Annotated in this window: 22 protein-coding genes; 8 read left to right on the forward strand and 14 right to left on the reverse strand. The window is 60.3% G+C overall.

The genetic code is table 11. From position 1 onward, the window contains the following. Nucleotides 1–114 precede the first annotated feature (114 nt). The 8 genes from ACPQ6D_RS07915 to chrA all read left to right on the forward strand — a co-directional run bounded on the left by ACPQ6D_RS07915 (nucleotide 115) and on the right by chrA (nucleotide 8,743). Nucleotides 115–1,332, forward strand: coding sequence for a YgeY family selenium metabolism-linked hydrolase (locus tag ACPQ6D_RS07915; protein WP_423223765.1), 1,218 nt, complete (start codon nucleotides 115–117; stop codon nucleotides 1,330–1,332). 35 nt (nucleotides 1,333–1,367) lie between these two features. Beyond that, nucleotides 1,368–2,240 carry a bstEII gene (locus ACPQ6D_RS07920; protein WP_423223766.1) on the forward strand — a complete coding sequence of 291 codons (873 nt, stop codon included), beginning with the start codon at nucleotides 1,368–1,370 and terminating at the stop codon, nucleotides 2,238–2,240. Between the two features lie 10 nt (nucleotides 2,241–2,250). Continuing rightward, a complete protein-coding gene (locus tag ACPQ6D_RS07925) occupies nucleotides 2,251–3,744 on the forward strand; it encodes a site-specific DNA-methyltransferase (protein ID WP_423223767.1) in 1,494 nt (497 codons plus the stop codon). 17 nt (nucleotides 3,745–3,761) lie between these two features. Further along, nucleotides 3,762–4,742: an ornithine carbamoyltransferase gene (locus ACPQ6D_RS07930; RefSeq protein WP_423223768.1), complete on the forward strand. Its 981-nt coding sequence runs from the start codon at nucleotides 3,762–3,764 to the stop codon at nucleotides 4,740–4,742. A 109-nt stretch (nucleotides 4,743–4,851) separates the two neighbouring features. Beyond that, entirely contained in the window at nucleotides 4,852–6,108 is a 1,257-nt protein-coding gene (locus ACPQ6D_RS07935) for a hypothetical protein (protein ID WP_423223769.1), read from the forward strand. A gap of 162 nt (nucleotides 6,109–6,270) precedes the next feature. Next, complete coding sequence (locus tag ACPQ6D_RS07940) at nucleotides 6,271–6,612, forward strand: TraR/DksA family transcriptional regulator (RefSeq protein ID WP_423223770.1); 342 nt, start codon at nucleotides 6,271–6,273, stop codon at nucleotides 6,610–6,612. Beyond that, nucleotides 6,613–7,557 carry an RluA family pseudouridine synthase gene (locus ACPQ6D_RS07945; RefSeq protein WP_423223771.1) on the forward strand — a complete coding sequence of 315 codons (945 nt, stop codon included), beginning with the start codon at nucleotides 6,613–6,615 and terminating at the stop codon, nucleotides 7,555–7,557. A gap of 37 nt (nucleotides 7,558–7,594) precedes the next feature. Beyond that, a complete protein-coding gene (gene chrA, locus ACPQ6D_RS07950) occupies nucleotides 7,595–8,743 on the forward strand; it encodes a chromate efflux transporter (RefSeq protein ID WP_423223772.1) in 1,149 nt (382 codons plus the stop codon). A gap of 17 nt (nucleotides 8,744–8,760) precedes the next feature. Here the strand turns inward: chrA and gmhB are convergent, their stop codons facing one another. The 14 genes from gmhB to ACPQ6D_RS08020 form a co-directional block, all read right to left on the reverse strand. Beyond that, nucleotides 8,761–9,345 (reverse strand): D-glycero-beta-D-manno-heptose 1,7-bisphosphate 7-phosphatase, encoded by a 585-nt coding sequence (gmhB, locus tag ACPQ6D_RS07955; RefSeq protein WP_423223773.1) that lies wholly within the window; start codon nucleotides 9,343–9,345, stop codon nucleotides 8,761–8,763. Between the two features lie 5 nt (nucleotides 9,346–9,350). Then, entirely contained in the window at nucleotides 9,351–9,935 is a 585-nt protein-coding gene (locus tag ACPQ6D_RS07960; protein WP_423223774.1) for an SIS domain-containing protein, read from the reverse strand. Then, a complete protein-coding gene (locus ACPQ6D_RS07965) occupies nucleotides 9,932–11,365 on the reverse strand; it encodes a sugar transferase (protein WP_423223775.1) in 1,434 nt (477 codons plus the stop codon). The genes ACPQ6D_RS07960 and ACPQ6D_RS07965 overlap by 4 nt, the downstream gene beginning before the upstream one ends. Nucleotides 11,366–11,370: 5 nt before the next feature. Continuing rightward, entirely contained in the window at nucleotides 11,371–12,435 is a 1,065-nt protein-coding gene (locus tag ACPQ6D_RS07970) for a GHMP family kinase ATP-binding protein (RefSeq protein ID WP_423223776.1), read from the reverse strand. A 9-nt stretch (nucleotides 12,436–12,444) separates the two neighbouring features. Next, complete coding sequence (locus ACPQ6D_RS07975) at nucleotides 12,445–13,671, reverse strand: nucleotidyltransferase domain-containing protein (RefSeq protein WP_423223777.1); 1,227 nt, start codon at nucleotides 13,669–13,671, stop codon at nucleotides 12,445–12,447. Nucleotides 13,672–13,724: 53 nt separating this feature from the next. After that, on the reverse strand, nucleotides 13,725–14,837 hold the full coding sequence (locus ACPQ6D_RS07980; protein ID WP_423223778.1) for an NAD-dependent epimerase/dehydratase family protein: 1,113 nt from the start codon (nucleotides 14,835–14,837) through the stop codon (nucleotides 13,725–13,727). Further along, nucleotides 14,834–15,646, reverse strand: a complete 813-nt coding sequence (locus ACPQ6D_RS07985) for a class I SAM-dependent methyltransferase (RefSeq protein WP_423223779.1) — start codon at nucleotides 15,644–15,646, stop codon at nucleotides 14,834–14,836. The genes ACPQ6D_RS07980 and ACPQ6D_RS07985 overlap by 4 nt, the downstream gene beginning before the upstream one ends. A gap of 161 nt (nucleotides 15,647–15,807) precedes the next feature. Continuing rightward, entirely contained in the window at nucleotides 15,808–16,449 is a 642-nt protein-coding gene (locus tag ACPQ6D_RS07990) for a sugar transferase (protein WP_423223780.1), read from the reverse strand. Nucleotides 16,450–16,494: 45 nt separating this feature from the next. After that, nucleotides 16,495–17,661, reverse strand: coding sequence for a non-hydrolyzing UDP-N-acetylglucosamine 2-epimerase (gene wecB, locus ACPQ6D_RS07995; protein ID WP_423223781.1), 1,167 nt, complete (start codon nucleotides 17,659–17,661; stop codon nucleotides 16,495–16,497). A 2-nt stretch (nucleotides 17,662–17,663) separates the two neighbouring features. Continuing rightward, complete coding sequence (locus ACPQ6D_RS08000) at nucleotides 17,664–18,878, reverse strand: nucleotide sugar dehydrogenase (protein WP_423223782.1); 1,215 nt, start codon at nucleotides 18,876–18,878, stop codon at nucleotides 17,664–17,666. Then, a complete protein-coding gene (locus ACPQ6D_RS08005) occupies nucleotides 18,865–19,779 on the reverse strand; it encodes an NAD-dependent epimerase/dehydratase family protein (protein WP_423223783.1) in 915 nt (304 codons plus the stop codon). Before ACPQ6D_RS08005 ends, ACPQ6D_RS08000 begins: the two co-directional genes overlap by 14 nt. 114 nt (nucleotides 19,780–19,893) lie before the next feature. Beyond that, nucleotides 19,894–20,700: a WecB/TagA/CpsF family glycosyltransferase gene (locus tag ACPQ6D_RS08010; RefSeq protein ID WP_423223784.1), complete on the reverse strand. Its 807-nt coding sequence runs from the start codon at nucleotides 20,698–20,700 to the stop codon at nucleotides 19,894–19,896. 22 nt (nucleotides 20,701–20,722) lie between these two features. Further along, a complete protein-coding gene (locus tag ACPQ6D_RS08015) occupies nucleotides 20,723–23,071 on the reverse strand; it encodes a glycosyltransferase family 4 protein (protein ID WP_423223785.1) in 2,349 nt (782 codons plus the stop codon). A 3-nt stretch (nucleotides 23,072–23,074) separates the two neighbouring features. Continuing rightward, a complete protein-coding gene (locus tag ACPQ6D_RS08020; RefSeq protein WP_423223786.1) occupies nucleotides 23,075–24,025 on the reverse strand; it encodes a glycosyltransferase family 2 protein in 951 nt (316 codons plus the stop codon). Nucleotides 24,026–24,036: the final 11 nt, after the last annotated feature.

Here is a 24,036-nt window from a genome sequence, read left to right on the forward strand (position 1 = left end):
CCGCCTGCGCGCTTCGTGCTACAATGTATCATATGTCTGTAAAAGCAGCGCACGTTGTGCGTTGTTTGTACAATCCCTCTGCTCATGAACACTTCGGAAGTGAGGATTACGACTATGGTGCAGCAGCCTTCACCAACGACGGTGACGGAAATTCAAAAGCGCGTGGCCGCGCAGCAGGAATCCATCAGGACCTTCTTTCGTGCGATCTGCGCGATTCCCAGCATCGCTGGGCAGATCGAAGCGGTCGGCAAACGCATCGCCCAGGAAATGGAAAAGCTGGGCTATGATGAAGTGCGCTTCGACAAGATGGGCAACATCATGGGCCGCATCGGCAATGGCCCGCGTGTGATTGTCTATGACACCCACATTGACACCGTGGGCATTGCCGATCCTGACGCCTGGCAATGGGACCCCTTCCAGGGCAAGGTGGAAGATGGCGTTCTTTTTGCCCGCGGCGCCGGCGACGAAAAAGGCTCCACGCCCGGTATGGTCTATGGCCTGGCTATTGCCCGCGACCTCGGCCTGCTCGACGGATTCACCTGTTATATGTTCGGCAATATGGAAGAAGACTGCGATGGCATTGCTCCCAATACCTTCGTCGAGGTGGACCCCAAAGTCCGCCCCGATTTTGTCGTGATTGGCGAGCCAACCAAGATGCTGGTTTACCGCGGGCACAAGGGCCGCGTGGAAATGAAGGTCGTGGCTAAGGGCCGCAGCGCGCACGCGGCTTCCAATCACCTGGGCGACAACGCCATCTACAAACTGCTGCCGGTCATTGCCGCCATCCGCGACCTGGAGCCGGAATTAGGCGATGATCCGTTCCTGGGACATGGGAAGATCACGGTTTCAGACATCAGGGTGCAGACGGCCAGCCTGAACGCGGTGCCCGATGAGGCGACTATCTTTATTGATCGGCGCGTCACCTTTGGCGAGTCAAAGGACGAAGCGATTGCGCAGGTTCAGCGTTTGATCCCAGCCGCCAACCAGGCCGCGGGCGACATCAAGGTGGAGATGCTCTACTACGACATTCCCAGTTACACCGGTTTCGTTTATCCCGTGGACAAGTACTATCCGGCCTGGGCGCTAGATGAGAACCATGTCCTGGTGCAGGCCGGTCAGGCCGCGCGCACCGCGCTTGGGCTGCCCGCCGCGCCCACCAGCAAGTGGGACTTCAGCACCAACGGCGTCTACTGGATGGGCAAGGCCAACATTCCGAGCATCGGCTTTGGCCCTGGCGATGAGACCACCGCACACACCGTCAACGACAGCAACAGCTTCGCTGACGTAGTCAAGGCCACAGAATTCTATGCTCTGTTGCCGATACTGCTATAATACGTTCGATTCGGGATGCGAGAACAAGTGAGAACATGCAACCGGGAGCCAGCTTTTCCGATTACAAACGTGAGGGTCACAACTGGATTACGCTGGCAACTGGCGAGTTCTATCCAGACATCTTGCAGGATGCCTGCACCCTGTATACGCCAGTTTTGACCCTGTTTGGGCAGATCGTTCGATCTTCAGAGTCGTCTGTCAGGCTCTTGACCACCATTGCAGGAGTGTCAGATAGTTGGATGCGTGTTCAACTGGCTCGCGTGTTTCGGAAATACGTCAGCCCCGAGACGCCAGTGGAGATGCTCAAGAAAAAAACGAAGGTGCAGGAAATTTGCGACCGATTTGGCAAAGGGTTTCGCCCGATTCAGGAAGTTCAGGCTGCCTTCAACAGTCGTCCTTTGCCGGATGAGGCCCTGTGTGCCCTGCTGTGGGAATACAAGGATCGGGGCAAGAGAGGCTACGATCTCACCGAACGAATTTTTTCCCTTTTCCGCTCCACGTTCCCGTATTTTACGATCTACGGACCGGAACGAGCAGGCAAAGACATCAGGCTGGGGAGTGTCTATAAAGATTATCCCAATCCCCAACGCCCTGTGGACTTTCTGATCAAAGATCAAGACGAGGTTCTGGCTATCGGCCTGGCACACTACGATTCGGATCGCGGCGGCGGTCAGGAAGATGATCGAACAGGCGGGTATAAGAATTGCGCAGACGAGATTCTTACGTATGCACGAGCCAGATTCATGAAAACCAAGGTCATTTTCATCAATGATGGCCCTGGATTGCTCTTGGGTTCGATGTGGGACGATTATGCAGCACTCGAAGATCGCTGGCCAGGTAAGGTGCGTGTCCTGACTTTGCGTATGGTACCCGAACGCATCACACGTGATTGGCTAGAGGCGGAATAAACGCGTTATCATGGCTACCGCAATATCAAAGGCTCGTCAGAGTTCAATAGCGCAACAACATGCCATCCGACCTCCTGAGGGTGGGAATGTGATGCTGGCCTATCCTGGTAAACTGCCTACACACGACATCTTGTTGACTCCGCCAAGTGAGTTGATTCCACTATGGCCTGAAACCGGATCTCAGGCAGCCACATCCCACAATCGCCTCTATTTCGGGGACAATCTGCCAATCCTTGCCTCTCTGTTACGCGATCCAACGGTACGCGGTCACGTGCGACTGGTCTATATTGACCCCCCCTATGCTACCAGCGGGGTATTCCAATCCCGCAATCAGGTAGATGCGTATGCTGATCTGCTTACGGGCGCCAGTTATCTCGAATTCGTCCGTCAACGGCTCATTTTGTTGCGCGAGTTGCTGGCCGACAATGGTTCGATCTATGTCCACCTGGATGACAATATGGCGTTCTACGTCAAGGTGTTGATGGACGAGGTCTTTGGCGTCAGCAATTTCCGCAATTGGATTACGCGCAAGAAGTGCAACCCCAAAAACTACACCCGTAAGACATTCGGGAATGTGGCTGACTTTCTCCTTTTCTACACCAAGACTGATTCGTACGTGTGGCATCGCCCTCTAGAGGGATGGACGCCGGAAAGATCTGCCAAAGAATATCAGTATGTCGAGGAACGGAGCGGCCGTCGCTATAAAAAAGTCCCCATCCATGCGCCAGGCGTTCGTAACGGCGAGACTGGACAGGTCTGGCGTGGGATGTCACCGCCGCCGGGTAAGCACTGGCAGTATACGCCTAAAACGCTCGAAGAAATGGATGCGCGGGGTGAGATCTACTGGTCGCCAACAGGCAACCCGCGCCGTAAGGTCTATCTTGACGAAAGCGATGGCGTGCCAGTGCAAGACATCTGGCTAGACTTCCGCGACGCTCATAATCAGAATATCGAGGTTACCGGCTACCCAACAGAAAAAAACCCCAACTTGCTCAGTCTCATCATCGAAGCTTCCTCCAATCCGGGCGATCTAGTGCTCGACTGTTTCGCTGGCTCAGGTACAACGTTGGCTGTAGCGAGTCAGTTGGAGCGACGCTGGATTGGCATTGACAACAGCCGCGAAGCTATCGCCACAACTCTGCGCCGGTTTACCACAGGTTCTGAGCGCATGGGAGATTTCGTCAGCCTGCGGACGGGCGTTAACGGCACAGACAAGAAAGCCCCACAACAGGCTACGCCTTCATTGTTCGATCTGGCCGACACAAAAGTGCAGATCGTGGGCACAAACGACGGTCATCGCCCCATCACGGATTTTGTATTGCTGAGCGAAGCTTCTTTGACCAGGTACCTAACATCTGACGTTATGACCTGGCAATCTCTGTCCAAGACCAACGTCCCAGAAACGGTCGTTGACTATGAGGCAACACCAGTAGATGCTAAGAATAGCGGTGGTGCAGGCCCATCTCCTGCACAGCGAGAACACTCGTCAGTGGCAACTACCTAACAGGAGATTGCGAGTTTATGCAAACGAACTTACGTGGACGCGACTTCATCGGCGACACCGACTGGACGCGCGAAGAGATCGAGACGGCGCTTGATGTGGCGTTTGACTTGAAGCGAATGCGGGCTTTGAACCTGCCCCATGCCTATTTGCGCGACAAGGTGTTGGCGATGCTCTTCTTCTTTACCAGCACGCGCACGCGCGGCTCTTTCGAGGCCGGCATGGCGCAGTTGGGGGGCCATGCGGCCTTCATCGAGTCGCAGACGACGCAGATCAGCCACGGCGACACGGCCAAGGAGATTGGCGAAATCTACGGCCGCTACTTCGACGGCATTGCCATCCGCCAGTGCGACTGGAACTTTGGCAACAAGTACCTCCGTGAGGTGGCTGCGGCCAGCCGCTCTCCCGTGCTCAACATGCAGTGCGATGTCTATCATCCCTTCCAAATCCTGGCCGACCTCATGACCATTATGGAGAAGAAGGGCAAAGACCTCCGGCGCAAGAAGATCGCCGTCTCATGGGCCTACGCCGCCAGCTACGTCAAGCCCATCTCCGTACCGCAGTCTCTCATCATCCAGATGAGCCGCTTTGGTATGGATGTGGTGCTGGCGCATCCCCCGGAGTACAAGTTGATGCCCCATCTGCTGCAAGAGGCGCAGGACAATGCCAAACGCTACGGCGGCAGTTTCAGCATCACGCACGACATGGACGAAGCCTTTACCGACGCTGATGTGGTCTATCCCAAGAGCTGGGGCTGTCTGCTGACCACGGAAGACGGCAAGCAGGCGGCCGAAATCGCCAAGAAATATACGAACTGGATAACGGACGATCGCCGTATGGCCTTGGCCAAGGACGACGCCATCTACATGCACTGTCTGCCTGCCGACCGCAACATCGAAGTGACCGATAGTGTGATTGACGGCCCCCAGAGTGTGGTGTATGACGAAGCCGAAAACCGTCTGCATGCACAGAAAGCCATTATGGCGTTGACCATGTCTTGATGCAGGTTGTGATCTGACCCGTGCGCGTCGCGGAGTTGCCCGCCCGATGCTCTGCCCAACAGTCACAACTACGTTCGAACCGGGAAGGAACAGGAGGAAACACCGCCCTATGAACGGACTCACCACGAATCGTCATTGGCTCACGCTTCTCACGGTATTCATCGCCGGCCTGCTCGTCGGTCTGTTTGTCTTGGGCTGGGGACTGTTCCCGGTTAAGTGGACAAACGCCAACCTGCGTGACTTGCGAGAAGGCGCGCTGAATAACTACCTGTCGGCCGTGGCTGACTCTTTCGCGGCCAACGGCGATCTGGGTTTGGCTCAAACACGTCTCAACGAATGGAAGCCAGACGAAGCAGGCGTCCTGCTTGATCGGCTGGCGGCGCGTTATCAAGCTGAAAATCGCGGCCGACAGGCGCAGACGGTGCAGGCTCTTGTGGCGGCGATACGGGCCGCGCCGGCCGCCGCGCCAACCAAACAGGTCACGCCAACGGCATCCCCGGCGCAGGGAAGCATCGAGTCGAACAGCAGCCTGATCACGCTGCTTGTCTTACTGCTTGGCGTTGCCATCATCGGCGCAGGTTTGGGTCTCTTGGCCTGGTGGATTGTTTCGCGCCGCCGGCCGACCCCTGTGCTGGAAGCCAATCTTCCGCCCGAGGAGCCGCTGCCCGTGATGGACATGCGCCCTGCCACGCCGCTTGCCTACGACGCCGTAGACGAAACCGATGATGACTTCACGGACGACTTCGTGGATGACGCGGGCGAGGAAATTGGCGCGTATCCACAAGCGGCGCCTGCCGCAAACGCGGCAACCGGCTACCGACCGGCGCCGCCGCCGCCAGGTTCTGACATCCCCATCCCCCCCACCGCGGCGCCGTCTCCCCCTGCTGCCCGGTCTGAGCCACAACCGGCTGGTTCGATCCTGGTTCCTGGCAAGAAACTGGCCGAGTTCGAAGCCACGTATCACCGCGGCGATACGGACTACGACGAGGCATTTGTCGTAGAAGGAGACGCGGGCGCCGGGTATCGCGGCGAATGCGGGATGGGCATTGCAGCCGCTCTCGATCGGGAATCCACGCAGGCTACCGCCCTGGAAGTGTGGCTCTTCGACAAGAGCGATATTCGCACCGTGACGACCGTGCTCGCCAGCCAGTATGCGCAGCAAACGCCAGCGCTGCAAGCACGTTTGGCCGACAAAGGCGATAATCTGCTTGCTGCCCTCAACCAGGTCTTCACCATCGAAGCCAAAACCCTCATCTTGGAAGGCGAGATTACCGATTTTGCCTATCATGTGGGCGACGGCGTCGAACCTAACAGCGTTTTTGAGCGCGTAGCCATCCATCTGACGGTTTACGCGGTAGAGGCATGATCACGAGGGGGACGCATTTGCCTGCGTCCCCTTCTTTTTTCGAACAGTGAATTTCGAACCATGGCCGGCGCAATACAGTTATGTTGACAGGGAGTTGGCGCGCGAGTAAAATCATGCCCATCGTTCGATGTGGTCGTCTTCTCCCCCCTACCAGGAGGTGTTATGACACGTGATGATGCCCGCCTACGCCGGCTGCTGGAAATGGAGCGCCAGCGACTGAAAGAGGAAATCTCTCATTACGAGGTCGCGGCGCGCGGTTACAATCCAGGCCTGGGTAATCACATGGCTGATGATGGCACAGAAGCGTTTGAGCAGGCTGCTGCACTGACGCTGAACGAGTCGCACAAACGCACCCTGGTGGAGGTTGAACGGGCGTTGTCTCGCATGTCCGCCGGCACCTATGGATTCTGCGAGCGCTGCGGAGACCCGATTGATTTTGCCCGCCTGAAAGCCTTGCCTTACGCCGCCATGTGCTTTCGCTGCCAGGCGCGCACTGAGCAATAAATGATTGATATTCTTGTCGAAGATGAACTTGAGCCGCTGATCCTCACCGTGGAGCGCACGGGTGAGCGCCTCGATAAATGGCTCACAAGTGCTTTGCCCGAGCACTCGCGCTCTGTCATTCAGCGCTGGATCGCCGAAAGTCGCGTTACGATCGCCGGCAGCGTAGCCAAGGCCAGCTATCGCGTGCAGGCTGGCGATGTAGTCCAATTGGACATGCCTCTGCTCATCCCTGCAGACCTGGTGCCAGAAGATATTCCGCTCACTATCGTCTATGAAGACGCCGACCTGTTAGTGGTAGACAAGCCGGCTGGCCTGGTCGTGCACCCCGCGCCAGGTCACGTGAGCGGCACGTTGGTCAACGCGCTTCTCTACCATGTCCCCGATCTGGCTGGCATCGGCGGCGAACTGCGCCCCGGCATCGTTCACCGTCTCGACAAAGATACATCAGGCCTCATCCTGGTCGCCAAGAATGACCAGGCGCACCGCGCACTGCAGCGTCAGTTCAAAGAGCGGTCCGTGCATAAGGTTTACCTGGCCCTGTTGGATGGTATTCTGACGCCGCGCCAGGGCTCGATTGACGCCCCTATTGGCCGTGATCCCCGCAATCGCCAGCGCATGGCGGTGATCAGCGGCCAGGAGAGCAAGCAGTCGCGTCCGGCTGTCACCGATTATCGTGTGCGCGCCTACTATGAAGGCTTTACGCTGGTGGAAGCCACGCCGCACACAGGCCGTACGCACCAGATTCGTGTTCATTTTCAATTCATCGGATTTCCGCTCGTGGCTGATGCGGTTTACGGACACCGCAAATCGCGCATTGATTGCCCACGCCAATTCCTGCATGCCCACATCCTCGGTTTTCACCGCCCATCCGATGGCGCTTATCTCGAGTTCACATCGCCCTTGCCCGCCGATCTGCAGACCGTTTTGAACGGATTGCACGTATGAGCGGCGCCGGTTCGCCGCAGGTCGAGATCGCAGACAAATGACGCCGTCATCCACGCAGAATTTATCACTGCGCCTGCGCGACGTGTTCCTTGTGTTTCTCAAGTTGGGTCTGACCGCGTTTGGCGGCCCGGCTGCACATGTCGGTGTGTTTCATGATGAAATCGTCCGCCGCCGCCGCTGGCTGGATGACCAGGAATTTCTTGATCTCCTTGGCGCCACCAACCTGATCCCAGGGCCGAATTCCACCGAGATGGCGATTCATATTGGACGCCTGCGCGCGGGCTGGCTGGGGCTGCTCGCCGGCGGAGCCGGATTCATCCTGCCGGCCATGCTGGCGGTCATGGCGCTCGCCGCGGTCTATGTCCGTTTTGGCGCCACGCCCCAGATCAACTGGCTGCTGATCGGCATCAAACCAGTCATTATCGCGATCGTGGCGCAGGCGCTGTGGTCTCTAGGTCAAAAAGCGCTGCGCGACTGGGTAACGGTCGCCGCCGCGGGATTGGCCCTGCTTCTCGCCCTGCTCGGCGTCAATGAGCTGGCGCTGCTCTTTGGCCTCATCCTCGTCGTCATGCTCATTCGCAATTGGCGCCTGGGTGCACGCACGCTCGGCGCGCTGGCGATTCCCTGGGGGCTGACCTGGATGGCTGCGGCTCCTGTGCCATTTACCTTTGCACGGCTCTTTCTGACGTTCCTCAAGATTGGCTCGGTGCTTTACGGCAGCGGTTATGTGCTGTTTGCCTTTGTGCGTGCAGATTTCGTGCTGCGCCTGGGATGGCTCAATGATCAACAACTCATTGATGCCATTGCCGTGGGACAAATCACGCCAGGGCCGCTCTTCACCACAGCCACGTTCATTGGCTATCTGCTGGGCGGCGCGCCCGGTGCTGTCCTGGCCACGATCGGCATCTTTCTGCCCGCCTTTGTCTTTGTCGCGCTCAGCGGGCCATTGATTCCCCGACTGCGCGCGTCGCCGTGGACCGGCGCGCTGCTGGACGGCGCCAATGCGGCCTCGCTCGGTTTGATGGCCGCGGTGACCTGGCAATTGGCGCGCGCGGCGTTCACAGACTGGTTCACCGTCGGCCTGGGCCTGGCGTCTGCCCTCTTGCTGTTTCGCTGGCGGGTTCCGGCCACCTGGCTGCTGATGGGCGGCGCGGCCGCGGGATTGGCGGCGATGTTGATGAGGTAATGGAGCCGGGGCAGAGATCAGCCGTTGCGGGAACGGTCGAGGATCCAGGCAATAGCCTGACTGAGATCGTTGACCACAGGACAGAGGGTGCGGGTTTGTGTATCGAGCAGCGCGGCATGATTGGCGCCGCGGCCGGTGCGCACGAGCAGAGGCTGAACCCCCACAGCCAGGGCGGCTTCCAGGTCGGTAATGGCATCGCCGACCAGGTAGGATCGCGCCAGGTCAAGGTGCAGCGCGGTCGCAGCCTGCAACAGCAGGCCGGGCTGCGGCTTGCGGCAGGCACAGCCCTCATCCGGGCGATGGGGGCAATAAAAGATCCCGTCCAACTGCCCGCCCGCTTCGGCAATGACGGCTTGCAGCCGCGTGTGCATGTCGTGCAGCACGGCCAGGGTCAGCAAACCACGGTTGACCGCCGACTGGTTGGTCACCACAACGACGGCAAATGGCGTCTGGCGCAGGGTGCGCAGCGCATCGAGGACGCCGGGCAGGATATGAACGTCATCCCACGACTTGACGTAGTGGGGAAGGTTCTCGTTGATGACGCCATCGCGATCGAGGAAGATGGCCGGACGGCAGCCATTGGCGCGATTCTGATCGGCCATGATCCTTACTCAGCGGCGATGGCGCGGCGCAGCGTCACCGTGAGGGTGTGGCACAGGATCATATGCGCATCCTCCACCTGTTCCATGCAAAGGCTGGGCACATGAAGGCTCAGGTCAACCAGCGATCTCAACTGGCCGCCGTTGAAGCCAGTCATACCCACCGTGATCGCGCCATGCGCGTGCGCCACTTCGACTGCGCGCAGGACGTTGGGGGAGTTGCCGCTGCCGCTGATCGCCACGAGCACGTCGCCGGGTTCAACGAAGTTGACCACCTGCTCGGCCAGCGCGTGTTCGTAGGCCGTATCGTTGCTCCAGGCCATCAGCAGCGGCGTATTGTCCACCAGACCGACGGCCCGGAAACGACGTTTGCCGGCGACGTTTGTGCCCTTGTTCAAGTCGTTGACAAAATGAGAGGCGGTGGCTGCGCTGCCGCCGTTGCCGCAAACGAAGACGTGCCGTCCGCGCGCGCGCGCGTTGAGCAGGGCCTCGACCACGGGCGGCACCGCGGCCAGGGGCAGCTCGTGCATGAGACTTTGAACATCTGCTACATACTGTGCAGCCTGGTTGTGAACATCGTGCAAGTCGGTCATGTTGGGTAATCCTCCTCAGACAGGGGAAGTTGAGCTTTGGCGCGTTCACCGCGCAGAATGCGCACCACGGTCTGCAGCAGGATCTGCAAATCCATCCAGATTGTCCAGTTGCGAATGTAGTAATTGGTCAGGCGCATCTCTTCATCGAAGCCGCGTTCGCCGCCGACCGCCCAGGGACCGGTGATGCCGGGCTTGATCGTCAACAGGTTCGCGAGGGTCGGCTCAACCAGGATGTCGCGACTGCGGGCAATGGTGCGAGGGCCGATCAGGCTCATGCGTCCGGTCATGATATTAATCAACTGCGGCAACTTGTCAAGCCCCAGGCGCAGCATGAAGCGAGCCAGTGGATGCGGCGAGGCGGTCGGATCAGGAATTGGAGATCGCAGACCGGGGCGACCAAAGCGGGTGTTAAATTTATACGTCATGAACGAACTGCCGCGTACACCCCAAACCTCGTGACTCTCCAGGATCGGCTCATGGGTAGACAGGCGAATCGCGACCGCCAACAGGAGCGCCGCTGGCGCTAGAATGATCGAGGCGATCAGCCCAAGGCTGATATCCATGGCTGATTTGAACAATGCATCGAAACCGGTCAGGCGCATTGTGTTGACGCGCAGAAGGGGCACGAAGTCGCGGTAGCTGACCTCCACGCTGGTCGCCAGGATGTCATAGGTGCCGGGCGAGAGCAGAATCTCGAAATCGCTGGGCGCTGCGGCCTGCTGCATCAAGTTCTGAAAGGTCTCCCAGGCCACGGCCGTGGCAATGACGATGACTTCTTTGACGCCGTAACGCCGGGCCACTTCGTGCAGCATGGCCGGCGTTCCGATGACTTCGAGCGTCGCGCCGTGGATGCCTTCGCCGACGTGCGCGCCCAGGGGCAAAAAATCGTCCAGGAAACCGACGACTTCGAGACGTGCGCCAGGCACGGTGCGGAATTGACTCGCCAGCGCTTGTCCATGAGCATTGGCGCCGACGATCAGGACGCGCGTGACGAAGCGACCGCGGCTGCGCACGAGCACGATGACGCGGCGTACGGTGAAGCGCGCCAGGACAAGGAAGGCGATCGAGAAGAACCATGCCAGCAGCAGCCAGCCGCGCGCGGGCAAGGCGGAGCCAGGGCTGGTGAACACGGCCGTGAGAACCAGCGCAAACAGGCCGTAGGTACAGGCCGCGGCCACCTTGAAATACTCCTGCAATCCTTCGAGGAGCAAGCGCGCATCGTAGAGCCGATGAAGGGCCAAGATGAAAATCCACAAAGGGATCGAGAGTAGGCTGGAACGCATGTATTCGTTGGGTGGACTGAAGTTGCGCGCGGGCAGCAAGCCGCTTTCAATGCGCACGTAATAGGCCGCCATCAAGGCCGCGCCAATCATTAGCGCATCCAAGGCGAGCAAAATGAGAACCAGAAGCATACGTTCACGACGTGACATGATCGTTACTCTTGGTGCAGACGTGCGCGGTGGCGCAGGTGCGCAAGGGGCGAATGAAGCTGCAGCCCGCTGTTCATGAGCACCTGGGCGCCGTTTTGATCGAAGCGGAAATCCATGCGCTGCAGCCCCAAACCACTCAGGGCTTCGGTGACGCGCGTTTGATGGCCTTCTTCGCAGTAGAGCATCAGGAAGCCGCCGCCGCCCGCGCCCGTGATCTTCCCGCCCAAGGCTCCGCAGGCGCGCGCCTGCGCATAGCTCTCATCAATTTTGGCGTTGGAAACGCCCGGCGCGAAGCGTTTCTTGGCCTGCCAGTTTTGATCCAGCAGATCGCCAAATGCGTCCAGCTTGCCCTGCTCCAGACACACCTTGACCTCCGCGGTCATGGCCTTCACGCTGTGCAACGCGCTGATCACCTGCGCATCGTCGTGTTTGCTGGAACGGCTTTGTTTGCTCAGGATTTCCGTTGAGTTGCGTGAACTGCCGGTGAAAAAGAGCATCAGTCTGCGCTGCAGGCGCTGCCAGGTTTCCAGGGACAGGGATAACGGCGTTACCTGCACGCTTTCTCCTTGAAACTCGATATAGTTGATGCCGCCGAACGCAGAGGCGTACTGGTCTTGTTTGCCGATGGGCATGCCGAGTTTCTGCAGTTCAATGTAACATGCTTCGGCCGCAATCTCGTGCTTGCTCATCGTCCAGCCGCAGGCGGCGCTGACGGCCTTGACCAGAGCTACGGTGACGCTGCTGGATGAGCCGAGGCCAGTGCCAGGCGGCACCTCAGAGGCCAGAAACATCGAGAGGCCGCGGGTGACGCCAAAGTGATGCAACACCGCGCGCGGCAGACTGAGAGAACCTTCGCTCATCAACTCTGCGTCGGGGTCGTGGCGATAGAAGGTTTGGTAATCAGACGAGGTGATCTGCAGGGTGTCGCTGTCATTGACATTGAGGATGACGTAGAAGTAGCGGTTGATCGCCGTGTTGATGACGGCGCCGCCGTAGCGCAAATAGTAAGCCGGCAGGTCGGTCCCGCCGCCTGCCAGGCTAATGCGCACTGGTGAACGAGCAATCAGCATAGCGCCGCCTCAGGCACGCCCCCATCGCCGGCGCAGCCCAACCCACAACCGCCGACCTCCGGCGCGACCCATGCGGCCCAGGATGAGACCCAGGCGGCTGGCGTAGAACCAGCCCGCATACAGCAGGCCAGGGTGATCATGTCGTTGGTGGCCGGGAAAGATGTTGATGGGGGGTGCGAAGCGATGCTGTACATCATGCAGCATGGCGCGGCCCCGATCAAGCAGCAGAATCTGGCCCAAACCGAGCCAACTCCATTCTGCGCTGTCTTCATGGATGATGCGCATCAAGTTTTGCGCATCCACAAAGGGTTTGAGGAGAAAACGGCGCGCGCGACCGGGGCGCAGTCTATCGAGAATGGGGGGCGGCACGGGCGCGCCCATGACATCATGCGCCAACTGCAGTGTCATGTACAGGAGGGTGCGCGCCCCGGCCTGCTGCGCCAGGCTGACGAGGTAGGGCCAGTCCAGGTCAGCGCCAAAGGTGCGCAGCATCTCGCTGACGTCCACCAACCAGCGCAACCCAACGTAGCGGTGCTTGCGGATGTGAATGGTCAGGTGAAAGAGGATGTCCTCAAGCGATAGGGAGGGCAGGCTGTGACCGTTATATGCAAAGGTTTGCGCGCGCTGCCAGAGGGCGGCGATGTCGAGATTGAAAAGCTCTGGTTCGGCCAGGCTCCAGTGCAGCTCGATCAGTACGCCTTGGCCGCTGGCGGTTTGGTACACGTAGGGGAGATCATAGCTGTGCGCCAACTGGAAGCCGAGCTGGCGACCGGGCTGCAGCCCGTAGCCCAACTCTTCCAGGGCTTGGCGAGCGCCCTCGACCTGGGCTGTGGGCACCATGATGTCCAGGTCAGCAGAGGGGCGCAAGGCCGGGTCGGGATAGAGCAGCGCGCCGAGCACAATGCCCTTGAGGAGCAGAAAATCAATCTGCCGGCTGCGCAGCTGCTCTGTGGCTCGGAAGAGTTCAGATTCCAGCAGCAGATTGTCGCCCAAGGTGCTGTAGTAGCTGGCCTCGAACTGACGCCACACCGCCAGCGGCACCGAGCCGGCGGCGTTGAGCGTGCGCAGGTTATGAAAGACGAGCGGCGACAGGCCGTGCGCCTGCGCCAGTTCAAAGAAAAACGGCCACGAAACCCCGCGTTCGATGGACGCCAACACCTGCTTGCTTTCTTCGCTCGTGAGGCTGCGTCGGCTGACCAACAGAAGCAGCTGCTGCGTATATTCGGGTTGTTGCACGTCAACGTCCAATGACGTCATGGGCAGAGAGCCGCGGCGGCTAACGGATGTAATCACGCGACAGACCGCACCGTGCCGAGTTTTTTCATGATACGGCTGGCTTCCTGATAATAGTTGGCAAACGTGGGCTGCGACCGCGCCCAGGCGACGTAGTCGTGAATCGTTTGCTGTAAGGGCACGTTGGGTTGCCAACCGAGCGTCTGCAGTTGGCCGATGTCGGACACGATGTGGCGGGTATCGCCGAGGCGAAACTCACCTGGAATCTGGGGCTCCAGGTCGCGGCCGATGATCTGCGCGACGGCGGCCGCATAATCAATCACGCAGATGGCCTCCTTGCCGCCGACGTTGAAGGGGCGGTAGTCTGCGCGTGCGTCTTGCAGCACGAGTGCGATCGCACGCGCGACATCGGAAACATTGACATAATCTCGCATCTGGCGACCATCTTCGTAAGCCACGGGCGCATCCGCATGTAATAGGGCCATGGTGAACAGGCGCAAGATGCCGGAATAGGCGTTGCGAAACGATTGGCGCGGCCCCTGGGTAATGGAAAAGCGCATGGCAACGGATGGAATCTGGTAGCGGCGACCCAGGTTGAGCGCAATCATTTCCTGGGTGTATTTGGAAATGGCATATTGGTTGTGGGGGTTGACATGGGTTTCATCGGTGCGCTGCCATTCAAGCGGACCTCCGCACACCGGGCAGGTCAGCTCCCAGCGGCCGGCGCGCAGTTGTTCTTCTGGCCGCGGACCGGGGTATTGCACCTGGTGCTGCGGGCAGCGGTATTTGCCTTCGCCGTAGACAGCCTGCGATGACGCCACAACGACTTTTTGGATTGGGTAGCGCTGTTCGACAATGAGCTCATACAATAAGGCTGTGCCGACGGTGTTGACATGAAAGAACTTGGAAAAATCAGGCAAGTAGTCCTGGTATGCCGCCAGGTGAATCACGGCATCCATGCCCTGCAAGGCCTTGTTCAGAGCACTGCGATCACGCACGTCGCCCAGCACAAACTCGGCGGCCGCCGGCACATAGTCAGGCAGCTGCCCATTGAGATGCACGGGAGGCGTCAGGTTGTCGAAAATGCGCACCGCGTGACCTTGCGTCAACAAGAGATCAACGGTGTGCGAGCCGATGAAGCCGGCCCCGCCTGTTACTAAGACGTTCATTCATCACCTGTCGGGTTGTTTGATGGTGCTTTCGTGAATTCTAGCACCTGCAGAAAGCTCCAGGGCCGCAGGGCAGGGATCCACCGTTCAAGCCACTGGTCGAGTGTCATGAAAAAGCGCACGGCCCACGGAAAATTGAGCCAGTGACGGGCCAACAAGACTGTCAAGCAGAGCTGCGGGAAGTGAACCTGCACCGCTCCGCCAAAATACTGACAGAATTCGTCAATCTCAGCGTCGTCCAAGGGGGATTCCGCAGCCGAGCCGTAGCGGCGAAAACCAAAACGACCCATCAGATGGCGCCGCGCCCATCGGAGCACCGGGTTGCGGTCCGAGTTCTCAATGAAAACCGCGCGGCCGCCTGGCTTGAGCACCCGGCCAATCTCCGCGCCGGCTTGTGCGCAATCTAGATGGTGCAGCACCTGGGCGCCAAAAACCAGGTGCACGGCGCCGTCGGCAAGCGCCAACCGGTGGGCGTCCATGCTGGCGCCATGGATTTGCTGCAGTTGCCCGGCCAGCCTGGCGAGCGCGCGACCCTGCTGCAGGCCTTTCACGGCCACATCAGTAGCCAGCACAACCGCCCCCCGACGCGCCATTTCAACGGCGTGACGGCCGCCGCCGCTGCCTACATCCAGCACCATTTGCGCTCGACAATCGCCCAGGAGATCGAGCGCATAGACTTCACGTATGCTCAGCGGTTCCGCCAACAGCACCGAAAGGTCATCCTGCTGCCGATAGACACCCTCGTAGAATTCCTGCTCCTGGCGCACTGAGTGAAGCTGCGCTGTCCCAGACAAGACCGTTGTATCCACCCGTTTCTCGATCGTAATTCCGCGAATTGCACCAAGTCGCCGTCGTGCAAGCAAAAAGAACGAGAGAGTGCCATCCTCTCCCGTCCGTAGATGCCCACCTTCATTTTAGCACAGGAAGCTGAAGTGAGCACATTTTCATGGGGTTATGTTGTGATCGGCGGCTAGTACGCGCCGCGCCCGAACAGGACCGCAGGTACAGTGCGCAGCAGAATCCACAGATCGAACCAAAAGGAACGCTGCGCGATGTAGTCCAGGTCAAGCTGCACCCATTCATCGAAATTGCTCACGCGGTTGCGCCCACCAATCTGCCAGAGGCAGGTGATGCCTGGCTTGACGCTGAGCTTGGCGCGCTGCCAGGGCGTGAACTGCACGTACTCGGTGCGCAGAGGCGGCCGCGGCCCGACCAGGCTCATGTCGCCCTTGAGCACGCTCCACAACTGCGGCAGTTCGTCCAGGCTCAGTTTGCGCAAGAATCGCCCCACTGGCGTGATGCGTGGGTCGCGTTTGATCTTGAAAACCGGCCCGCTCATTTCGTTGGCGGCTAAGAGCTGGGCTTTCAACGCGTCCGCGTTGACCACCATGGTGCGGAACTTGTAGCCAGTGAACGGTCGTCCGCCCAGGCCAACCACCTGCCAGCGATAGAAAACCGGGCCAGCCGAAGTCAACTTGACCGCCATGGCAATGAGCAAGAACAGCGGCGCCAACAGCGCCAGGAGCAGCGCGCTGACGCCGGCGTCGAAACAGCGTTTACTCAGGTCATACATCGGGCGCGGCCGCGCCACTGGTGTGGTTGGAAGCTCCATGATGACTCGTCTCACAGGCGTACAAAGGGGGGATGTTCAGCTCGGCTACTCGGAAGACGCCGCAAGCCCAAAGCGGGTTACGATGGCGTCCACAATGCGGCGCGCGGCGCATCCATCGCCGTAGGGGCTGGCCGCTTGAGACATCGTCCGGTACGCGGCTTCGTCGTGCAGCAACCGTTCGGTTTCGCGCACGATGTCTGCCTGCGCGGTGCCCACAAGCCGCGCGTTGCCGGCTTCGATGCCTTCCGGTCGCTCGGTGTCGCGGCGCAGGACTAACACCGGTTTGCCCAATACCGGGGCTTCTTCCTGAATGCCGCCCGAATCGGTCAAGACCAGGGTGCAGCGCTTCAGCAGGTAGACGAGTGTGCGATACTCGACCGGCTCAATCAAGTGAATGCGTGCGCGCCCGGCCAGAAGGCGAAAGACAGGCTCGCGCACGTTCGGGTTGAGGTGCACGGGATAGACCAATTCAACATCGGGGTTGCGTTCGACGATCGCCCGTAGGCCCTGGCAGATTGATTCAAAGGGCGCGCCGAAGTTCTCGCGGCGATGCGCGGTCACGAGGAGCAAGCGGCGGCCTGATGCTTGCGGCAGTTGTGCGCTCAGCGCCGCGTCGGGCGTGAACGGTTGCGCGGCGATGGACTGCAGCGCGTCCACTACCGTGTTGCCGGTGAGAAAAATATCTTCCACCGGTACGCCTTCGGCCTGCAGCGCGGCAACCGCGCGGCCGGTCGGCGCAAAGTGCAGCGATGCCAGCGCGCCGACCAGGCGGCGGTTCATCTCTTCGGGAAACGGACTGTAGCGCTGATGGGTGCGCAGACCAGCTTCCACATGTCCCATGGGAATCTGGGCGTAGAAACTGGCAAGCCCCGCCACCATGACGGTGGTGGTGTCGCCCTGCGCCAGGACCAGCTCAGGCTGCAGATCTTGCAGCACCTGGCTGACACGCGTCAGCGCCAGGGCTGTCAGCGCAGGCAGCGTCTGGTTGGGCTGCATCAGGTTGAGATCTACGTCAGGGCGAATGGCGAAAATCTCGAACACCTGATCGAGCATCTCGCGGTGTTGGGCTGTCGCGCAAACCAGCGCGCGCACGCCCGGCTGCACGGCCAGCGCCTGGATGACGGGAGCCATCTTTACGGCTTCGGGCCGCGTGCCAACGATGGAGAGAACAGTCAATTTACCAGCGCTTGCCTGGCCTGCGTCAATTGGCACGGTTAGTCGTCCTGATAGAAGCGTAGGACGATGGGCGTTCGCATGGCTGCTCTGACCGCATCTTGCTCTCGGCTCCAGGCTTCCTTGACCACTTTGTGCTCTACCAGCAGGAGCAGGCAGTCGGCGTCTTTGACCGCAGCCGCCAGGCTGGTATATTCATGCCCCGCGACCAGGGGGTCGAAATGCGTTACCTGGTAACCATCTGCGGTCAGAATCTGGACGATTTCCAGGGCGGGGCTTTCGCGTGTGTCTTCCGTGTCGGGTTTGTAGCTCATGCCAACGGCGACCAGCCGGGGCGACATGATGTGCGCCACGGCCCGGCGGATGCGCGCGGCCATCTTGTGCGGCACTTCATCGTTGACGAGCCGCGCCGTGAAGATCAAACGGGAGTTGGCGGGATCCACCTCTTTGATGAACCACGGATCCAGAGGGATGCAGTGGCCGCCGACTCCAATCCCAGGGCGCATGATGTTGACGCGGGGATGTCGGTTTGCCAGGCGGATGACTTCAAGCGGGTCAATGTCCAGGCCTTCGGCGACAGCCGCAAATTCGTTCGCCAGCGCGATGTTGACATCACGAAACGTATTCTCGCACAGTTTGCACAGTTCGGCGGTGACATCGTCGGTCAAGTAAAGCTCGCCCGTCACGAATGACGCGTAGACCGCCCGCGCCATCTCGCGTCCAACCGGCTCCGCGCAGCCGATGACGCGGTCGTTGTGCACAATTTCGTAGAACACATCGCCGGGGAGGATGCGCTCCGGACAGTGGGCCAGGTGCAGATCAACGCCGACCCTCAGTCCGCTGCGCTCCAGCAGAGGCGTCACCACGTTGCGACACGTGAGCGGCGGAATCGTTGACTCGACGATGATCAGATTCCCCGGCCGCAGGTAGGGTAGGAGCGATTCGATGGCGCGTACGACGTAGGAGAGATCGGCCACCTTCTGGCGCGGCAGCACGGGTGTAGGCACCGCAATGATGAACACATCGGCCGCGCAGGGCGACTGACGCGCGCTCACATTTTGGCGCACTTGGGGATCGTGCAGCAGTTCCTGCAGCTCAGCCTCTTTGAGGTGCAGCACACCGTCGTTGATGGCGCGCACTATGTTTTCGTTGATGTCAACGCCCACCACGCGCCAGCCGGCCCGCGCCAGCATCAAGGCGGCCGGCAGCCCCACGTAGCCCGTGCCTACCACCACAACCTGCTTAGCTTCGGCCATAGAACACCTTTTGCCATTCGATCGTCCGCGCCACGCCCTCTGCCAGCGATACGGTGGCCTGATGACCCAAATCGCGTACGGCCTTAGCCGTATCGGCGCGCTTGTCGCGCGTGTTGTGCGCCTCATATTCCAGGTAGGTGACCAGGCGATCGTCTTTGCCCAGGTAAGCCAGGATCATGTCCGAAAGGGCCTTGATGTCGTGATATTCATCGCCGGCAATGTTGTAAATCTCACCGGGCTGGAAGCGTTCGCTGATGTTCGCCAGGGTGCGCACACAGTCGTCAATGTAAGTGGAACTGCGGTGATGGTTGAGGTAGACCGTGTACGGCAAATTGTGCAGCGCGCGATAGATGAACAAGCAGATAACGCTGCGGTAGGGCGAATAAGGCTCGCCGGGGCCGTAGGTGTTGAACAAGCGGACGCGCACCGACTCGGTGCCGAAACGATCCATGGAGTTCATGATCTGCTGTTCGTTCACCCATTTGCTGATCGCGTAATCGTTCAATTGGCGCACGGCGAAGCGCGCCATGACATCTTCGGACATCACATCGGGATAGTCGCCATAGACTTCGGAGCTGCTGAACGCAATCAGGCGAAATCGCTGCGCTTCTTGCATGCGCAGGATGTTTTTCGTGCCAATCGCATTCGTCTGCCAGACTTTCTCATAGTAATCTTCGCCGTTGTTGCGCCCAAACTCAGCCGCCAGATGGTAAACGTATTCAAAGTCATGCTGAGCAAAGAGACGCTCAACCTGTCGAAACTCCCCCACATCGCAGCGCACATATTGCGCGTCGTGATGATGCGATAAATCGCATAGCCAAACATCGTTGCCGCGCTGGCGCAGCTCACGCACCAGGACTGAACCGACTGCGCCCAGGCCGCCGGTGACTAAAACTCGCATGAAAAATCATCCTTTCGCAATTATGTCCCAATGAACCAGCCGCACTGCGACCGCAAACCAGGCGCCAGCCTGTCTCCAGTGGAAACCGCCGCCTTGCTTCGTGTAGTGTATTCGTTATTCGCCGGCGACTTTTGGCGGCTCATAGCCAGTCAACAGGCGAAAGACAAAGAGGGGCGTGGTAGTCATGTAGCGTTTGAACAGACGCTGCGGCTCCTGCACCATGCGGAAGACCCACTCCAAGCCCAGCTTGCGGATTGGCTCAGGCGCGGCGCGCACCTTGCCCGCCATGACATCGAACAGCCCGCCAACGCCCACGATGATAGGCGCACGCAGCTCGCGCTTGTGCCTGGCAATCCACATCTCTTTCATCGGCGAGGGCAACGCGACCAGCAGGATGGAGGCCCGGCTGTCATTGACCGCAGCCACGATGCCAGCCTCATCGGCCGGCTTGAAATAGCCGTTACGGCAGCCGGCAATAAGGAGCCGCGGCCAGCGCTGGCGCGCGCGCGCCGCCGCCTGCTGTACAATTTCCTCCTCAGCGCCAAAGAAGAAGACGCTGTACTCATACAATTCCGCAGCGCCCAACAGGCGATGGACGAACGGCGGCAGGCCCACCTGTTCCGGTATCGGCAGACGCTTTATCCATTTCGCGCCCCAGGCGACCGCCTTGCCGTCGGCCAGGGCCAGTTCAAAACCCTGGACGACAGACCGGAAGTTCGGGTTCTCGTGCGCCAGGATCGTCTGCGAGGCATTGATGGGCACGATGCACACCTGGCGGCGCTGAGCAATCGCGTCCAGGCATATGCCGACGGCCTGCGTTTCAGTGACGCCGTCCACGGGCACGCCCATCAAGTGCACCCGCGGCGCGGCAAGAGACGCCGGATCGGCGCTGGTCGTGAGGTCGGCGGCCGTTATGGGCATCGGCTTCATGGTTCCTCCCCTGTCACAACACATCGTCCAGGGCGTCAGCCAGGCGATTGAGGAAGGCGGTCTCGTTATAGCGCTCCTCAATGATTTGGCGATTGGCCTGGCCCATGCGCAGACGCAAAGCCCGGTCTTCGATCAAACGCAGCAATTGCTGTGCAAGCGCTGCCGGGTCGCCAGGCTGCACAAAGAGACAGTGTGTTTCGGCGGTCAACATATCAGGCAGCGCGCCCGCCGGCGTGACGATCACGGGCAGCTGCGCGGCCATGGCCTCCATCACAGATAATCCAATGGCTTCGGTGTAGGAAGGCAGTACAAAAATATCAGAATCTACCAGGGTTTGCAACTTTTGCTCATCCCTGATCACACCCAGGAACGTCACAACTTCTTCCAGGTGATGCTGGTGGATCGTCTGCTGGATGGCCCCCGGCGCATTGTCATGTTCGGGAATGAAGGTGATGTTGCGCTCTGTACTGATGAACTCGCCCGCCATTTGCAGGCGCAGGCGCACCTTGACATGGGGCAGCACCAAAGGCATTGCGCGCACCAGGTCAACCGCGCCTTTGGCAAACGAGATGTGCCCCATGAACAGGATACGGATTTCCCGCCTGTCGTCTTCTGGCAGCCGACTGCGTCGTGGATAGACAGTGTAAACGCCATAGGCGGCGACGTGGAATTTCTGCGGCGCCACGAGCTTGCCAAACTGCCGCTTGAGCCGTTCACCGCCAATCAGGAAAGCATCCGCCCGACGAAAAACGAGGCGCGTGTATGCACGAAACCAGGCCGGTTGACTGCGGTAGAATTCATCGAACGATCCGCCGTGTACCTGGAAGACAACGCGTCGCGTAAACGGGCGGCACATCCAGAGCAGCATGGAGTCGCGAAAGAAACCGGTGCGGTTTTGACTCAACGGGAGATAGGCCAGGTCAGGGCGCAGCCGCCGGCTCATGCCCCACACTTGACGCAGGTGCCGCAGGTTGTAACGTATGTTGACAAATCCCAGGCGCCCGCGTTCTTCGTTGGTGATCGGTTTTTGCATGTTGCAAAACGAGAGCGCAAATCGCTGCTGCATGAGCGGTGAAGTCACAACCGTCTGCGTAAATGTCTCCACGCCGGCAAAGGGCGGTGGCGTAGGCCCGGCCACCAACAGCTTGGGTTTGGACTGGCCGCCAGCCCGCGCGGGCTTCTGCCCCGTCAGCGCGGGCGCCATGCTGACCAGCGCTGCTTGCTGCGATTCTGCGGTCGTTGGCTCCAGGATGACCCGATAGAGGGCGGCAAACTGCTGCGCGAAGGCGGCAGGCCCAAACTGCTGCAACGCGCGCTGGCGCGCAGCCTGACCCCACTGCCGCGCCTGGGCTTCTGGCGACAACAGGCGGTGCAGCGCCGCCGCCAAGCCCACGACATCGTTGGCTGGCGTCACCAGGCCATTCACTTCGTGCTCGATCAACTCTGGCAGCGCGCCTCCATCGGTTACCACGATGGGCAGGCCAGCCAGCATCGCCTCCACGGTGGCGATGCCGAAGGCCTCTGCATTGGAAGGATTGACATAACCATCGAGCAGCCGTAGGATTTGGCGAATGTCGTCACGCGCACTCCAGACCAGCACCGATTTCTCCAAGCCCAGGCGGATGATCAGCTTGCGGATATGATCTTGCAGCGGCCCGTCGCCGATGAGCAGGAGCCGGGCATGGGGTTCCGTTTGGCGGACGTGTGCAAAAGCTTGCAGGAGGATGTCGTGACAGCGCACCGGCATGAAGGTCCCGACATAGCCCAGCAGCCGGTCGTCATCGCACAGCCCAAGAGCTGTCCTGGCGAGGGGGGATGCCTGGTCTTGGTTCGCTGGATGGTCGCTGACGCCAGGATAGATGACCGCAAGTTTTGAGCGGGGCAGCAGCGGCATGTCGCGCGCGACCTGGCGGCAGGTTGCCTGGGAATTACACACGATGCGGGCCGCCGTGCGGCCGTAGATGTTGTCCCACAAGCGCACCGCCAGGCTGGTATTGCGCACGATGCCATGCTCGGTCATGATGGTGGGTAGGCCCAATCGCCAGGCCGCGATTCCGCCATAAATATGCGCACGCGCCAGGTGCGTCTGCACCAGGTCCGCATGGCGGCTGTCAAGCCATTCAGTGATCGAACGCAAGGCGCGCCAATCCAGGTTACTGTGCGTTGGTTGATAGGTGACTGGAATGTTCAACGCCCGGAACGCGTCGGCGAAACTGCGGCCGGGCGCATCCGCCTCGATGACCAGGATTTCGGGTGCAAACACGGCCCGATCGAGTGACGACAGCAGTTGGTAGAGATACTGCGTCGTGCCGCCGTCGAAGGGCAGGTTCTTGATGATGTGGACGATGCGGTAGGGCGCCATGGATCAGGCTTCGCTCCTGCGCTCTACGCCGCCTCGATGCGGCGCGCGTCGCCAACTGCGCAGCCGCGCAATCAGGCGCGCGCCCAGCCATGACGAGAACCAGGTGCGGACAAAACGGCCATCCAGGGCCAGCCCTGGCGCGCAGCGCAGAGCCTGCCGTAGATAGGTGCGCGCCGGGGGCAAATCTGATGCAGCGTAGAAACACATGCCCGCGCGCAGATAGGCCTCACCCAGGGCGTGCATGCGCAGCGGCTGCCATGCGGCTGGCAGCGCAGGATCGTTGACCGCGCGCGTCACGACGCGGATGGTTTCTTCGCCGGCGCGGCGTACTTGGCGATTGGTCACGGTCTGGCTATGCACGCGCACCGCGGCCCAGGTCATCGGCACATAAGCCATGTCGCCCTGGCGCGCCAGCTTGATCCAGAGGTCGTGGTCCATCACGTTGAGCAGACTTTCATCCAGCCAGCCGGCGCGCGCCAGCGCAGTCCGACGCATGAAGACCGCCGGCTGCGCCAGGTAATTCCAGCCCAGGATGCGTCCGCGATCGAAGGGGCCAGTGGGCACGCGCCCTGCCACGCGGCCTTGCGCGTCAATCACGTCGCAATCGCCGTAGACGGCGGTTGTCGCGGGCTGCGCCATCAAGGCTGCCACGGCCGCAGTAACTGCGCCGGGCCGATACAGATCGTCGCTGCCAATCCAGGCCAGGATCTCGCCGCGGCTGCGCGCCCAACCTCGATTGACAGCCTGAGAGATGCCGCTGTCAGGCTCAGCATACCAGGTCAGGCGGTCGGCGAAGGTGCGCAGGATGTCGTGCGTCTCATCCGTGGAACCGCCATCCATGACAATGAATTCCAGGCGCGGATAGTCCTGAGCCAGTACGCTTTCGATCGTGGCTCTGATCCACGTTGCGCTGTTCAGGCTGGGGGTGACGATGGAGACCAACGGCAACGGCACGCGCTTACCTC

Origin of the sequence: Candidatus Amarolinea aalborgensis (assembly GCF_900491745.1) — a bacterium.
In the GTDB taxonomy this organism is placed as follows: Bacteria; Chloroflexota; Anaerolineae; order SSC4; family Amarolineaceae; genus Amarolinea; species Amarolinea aalborgensis.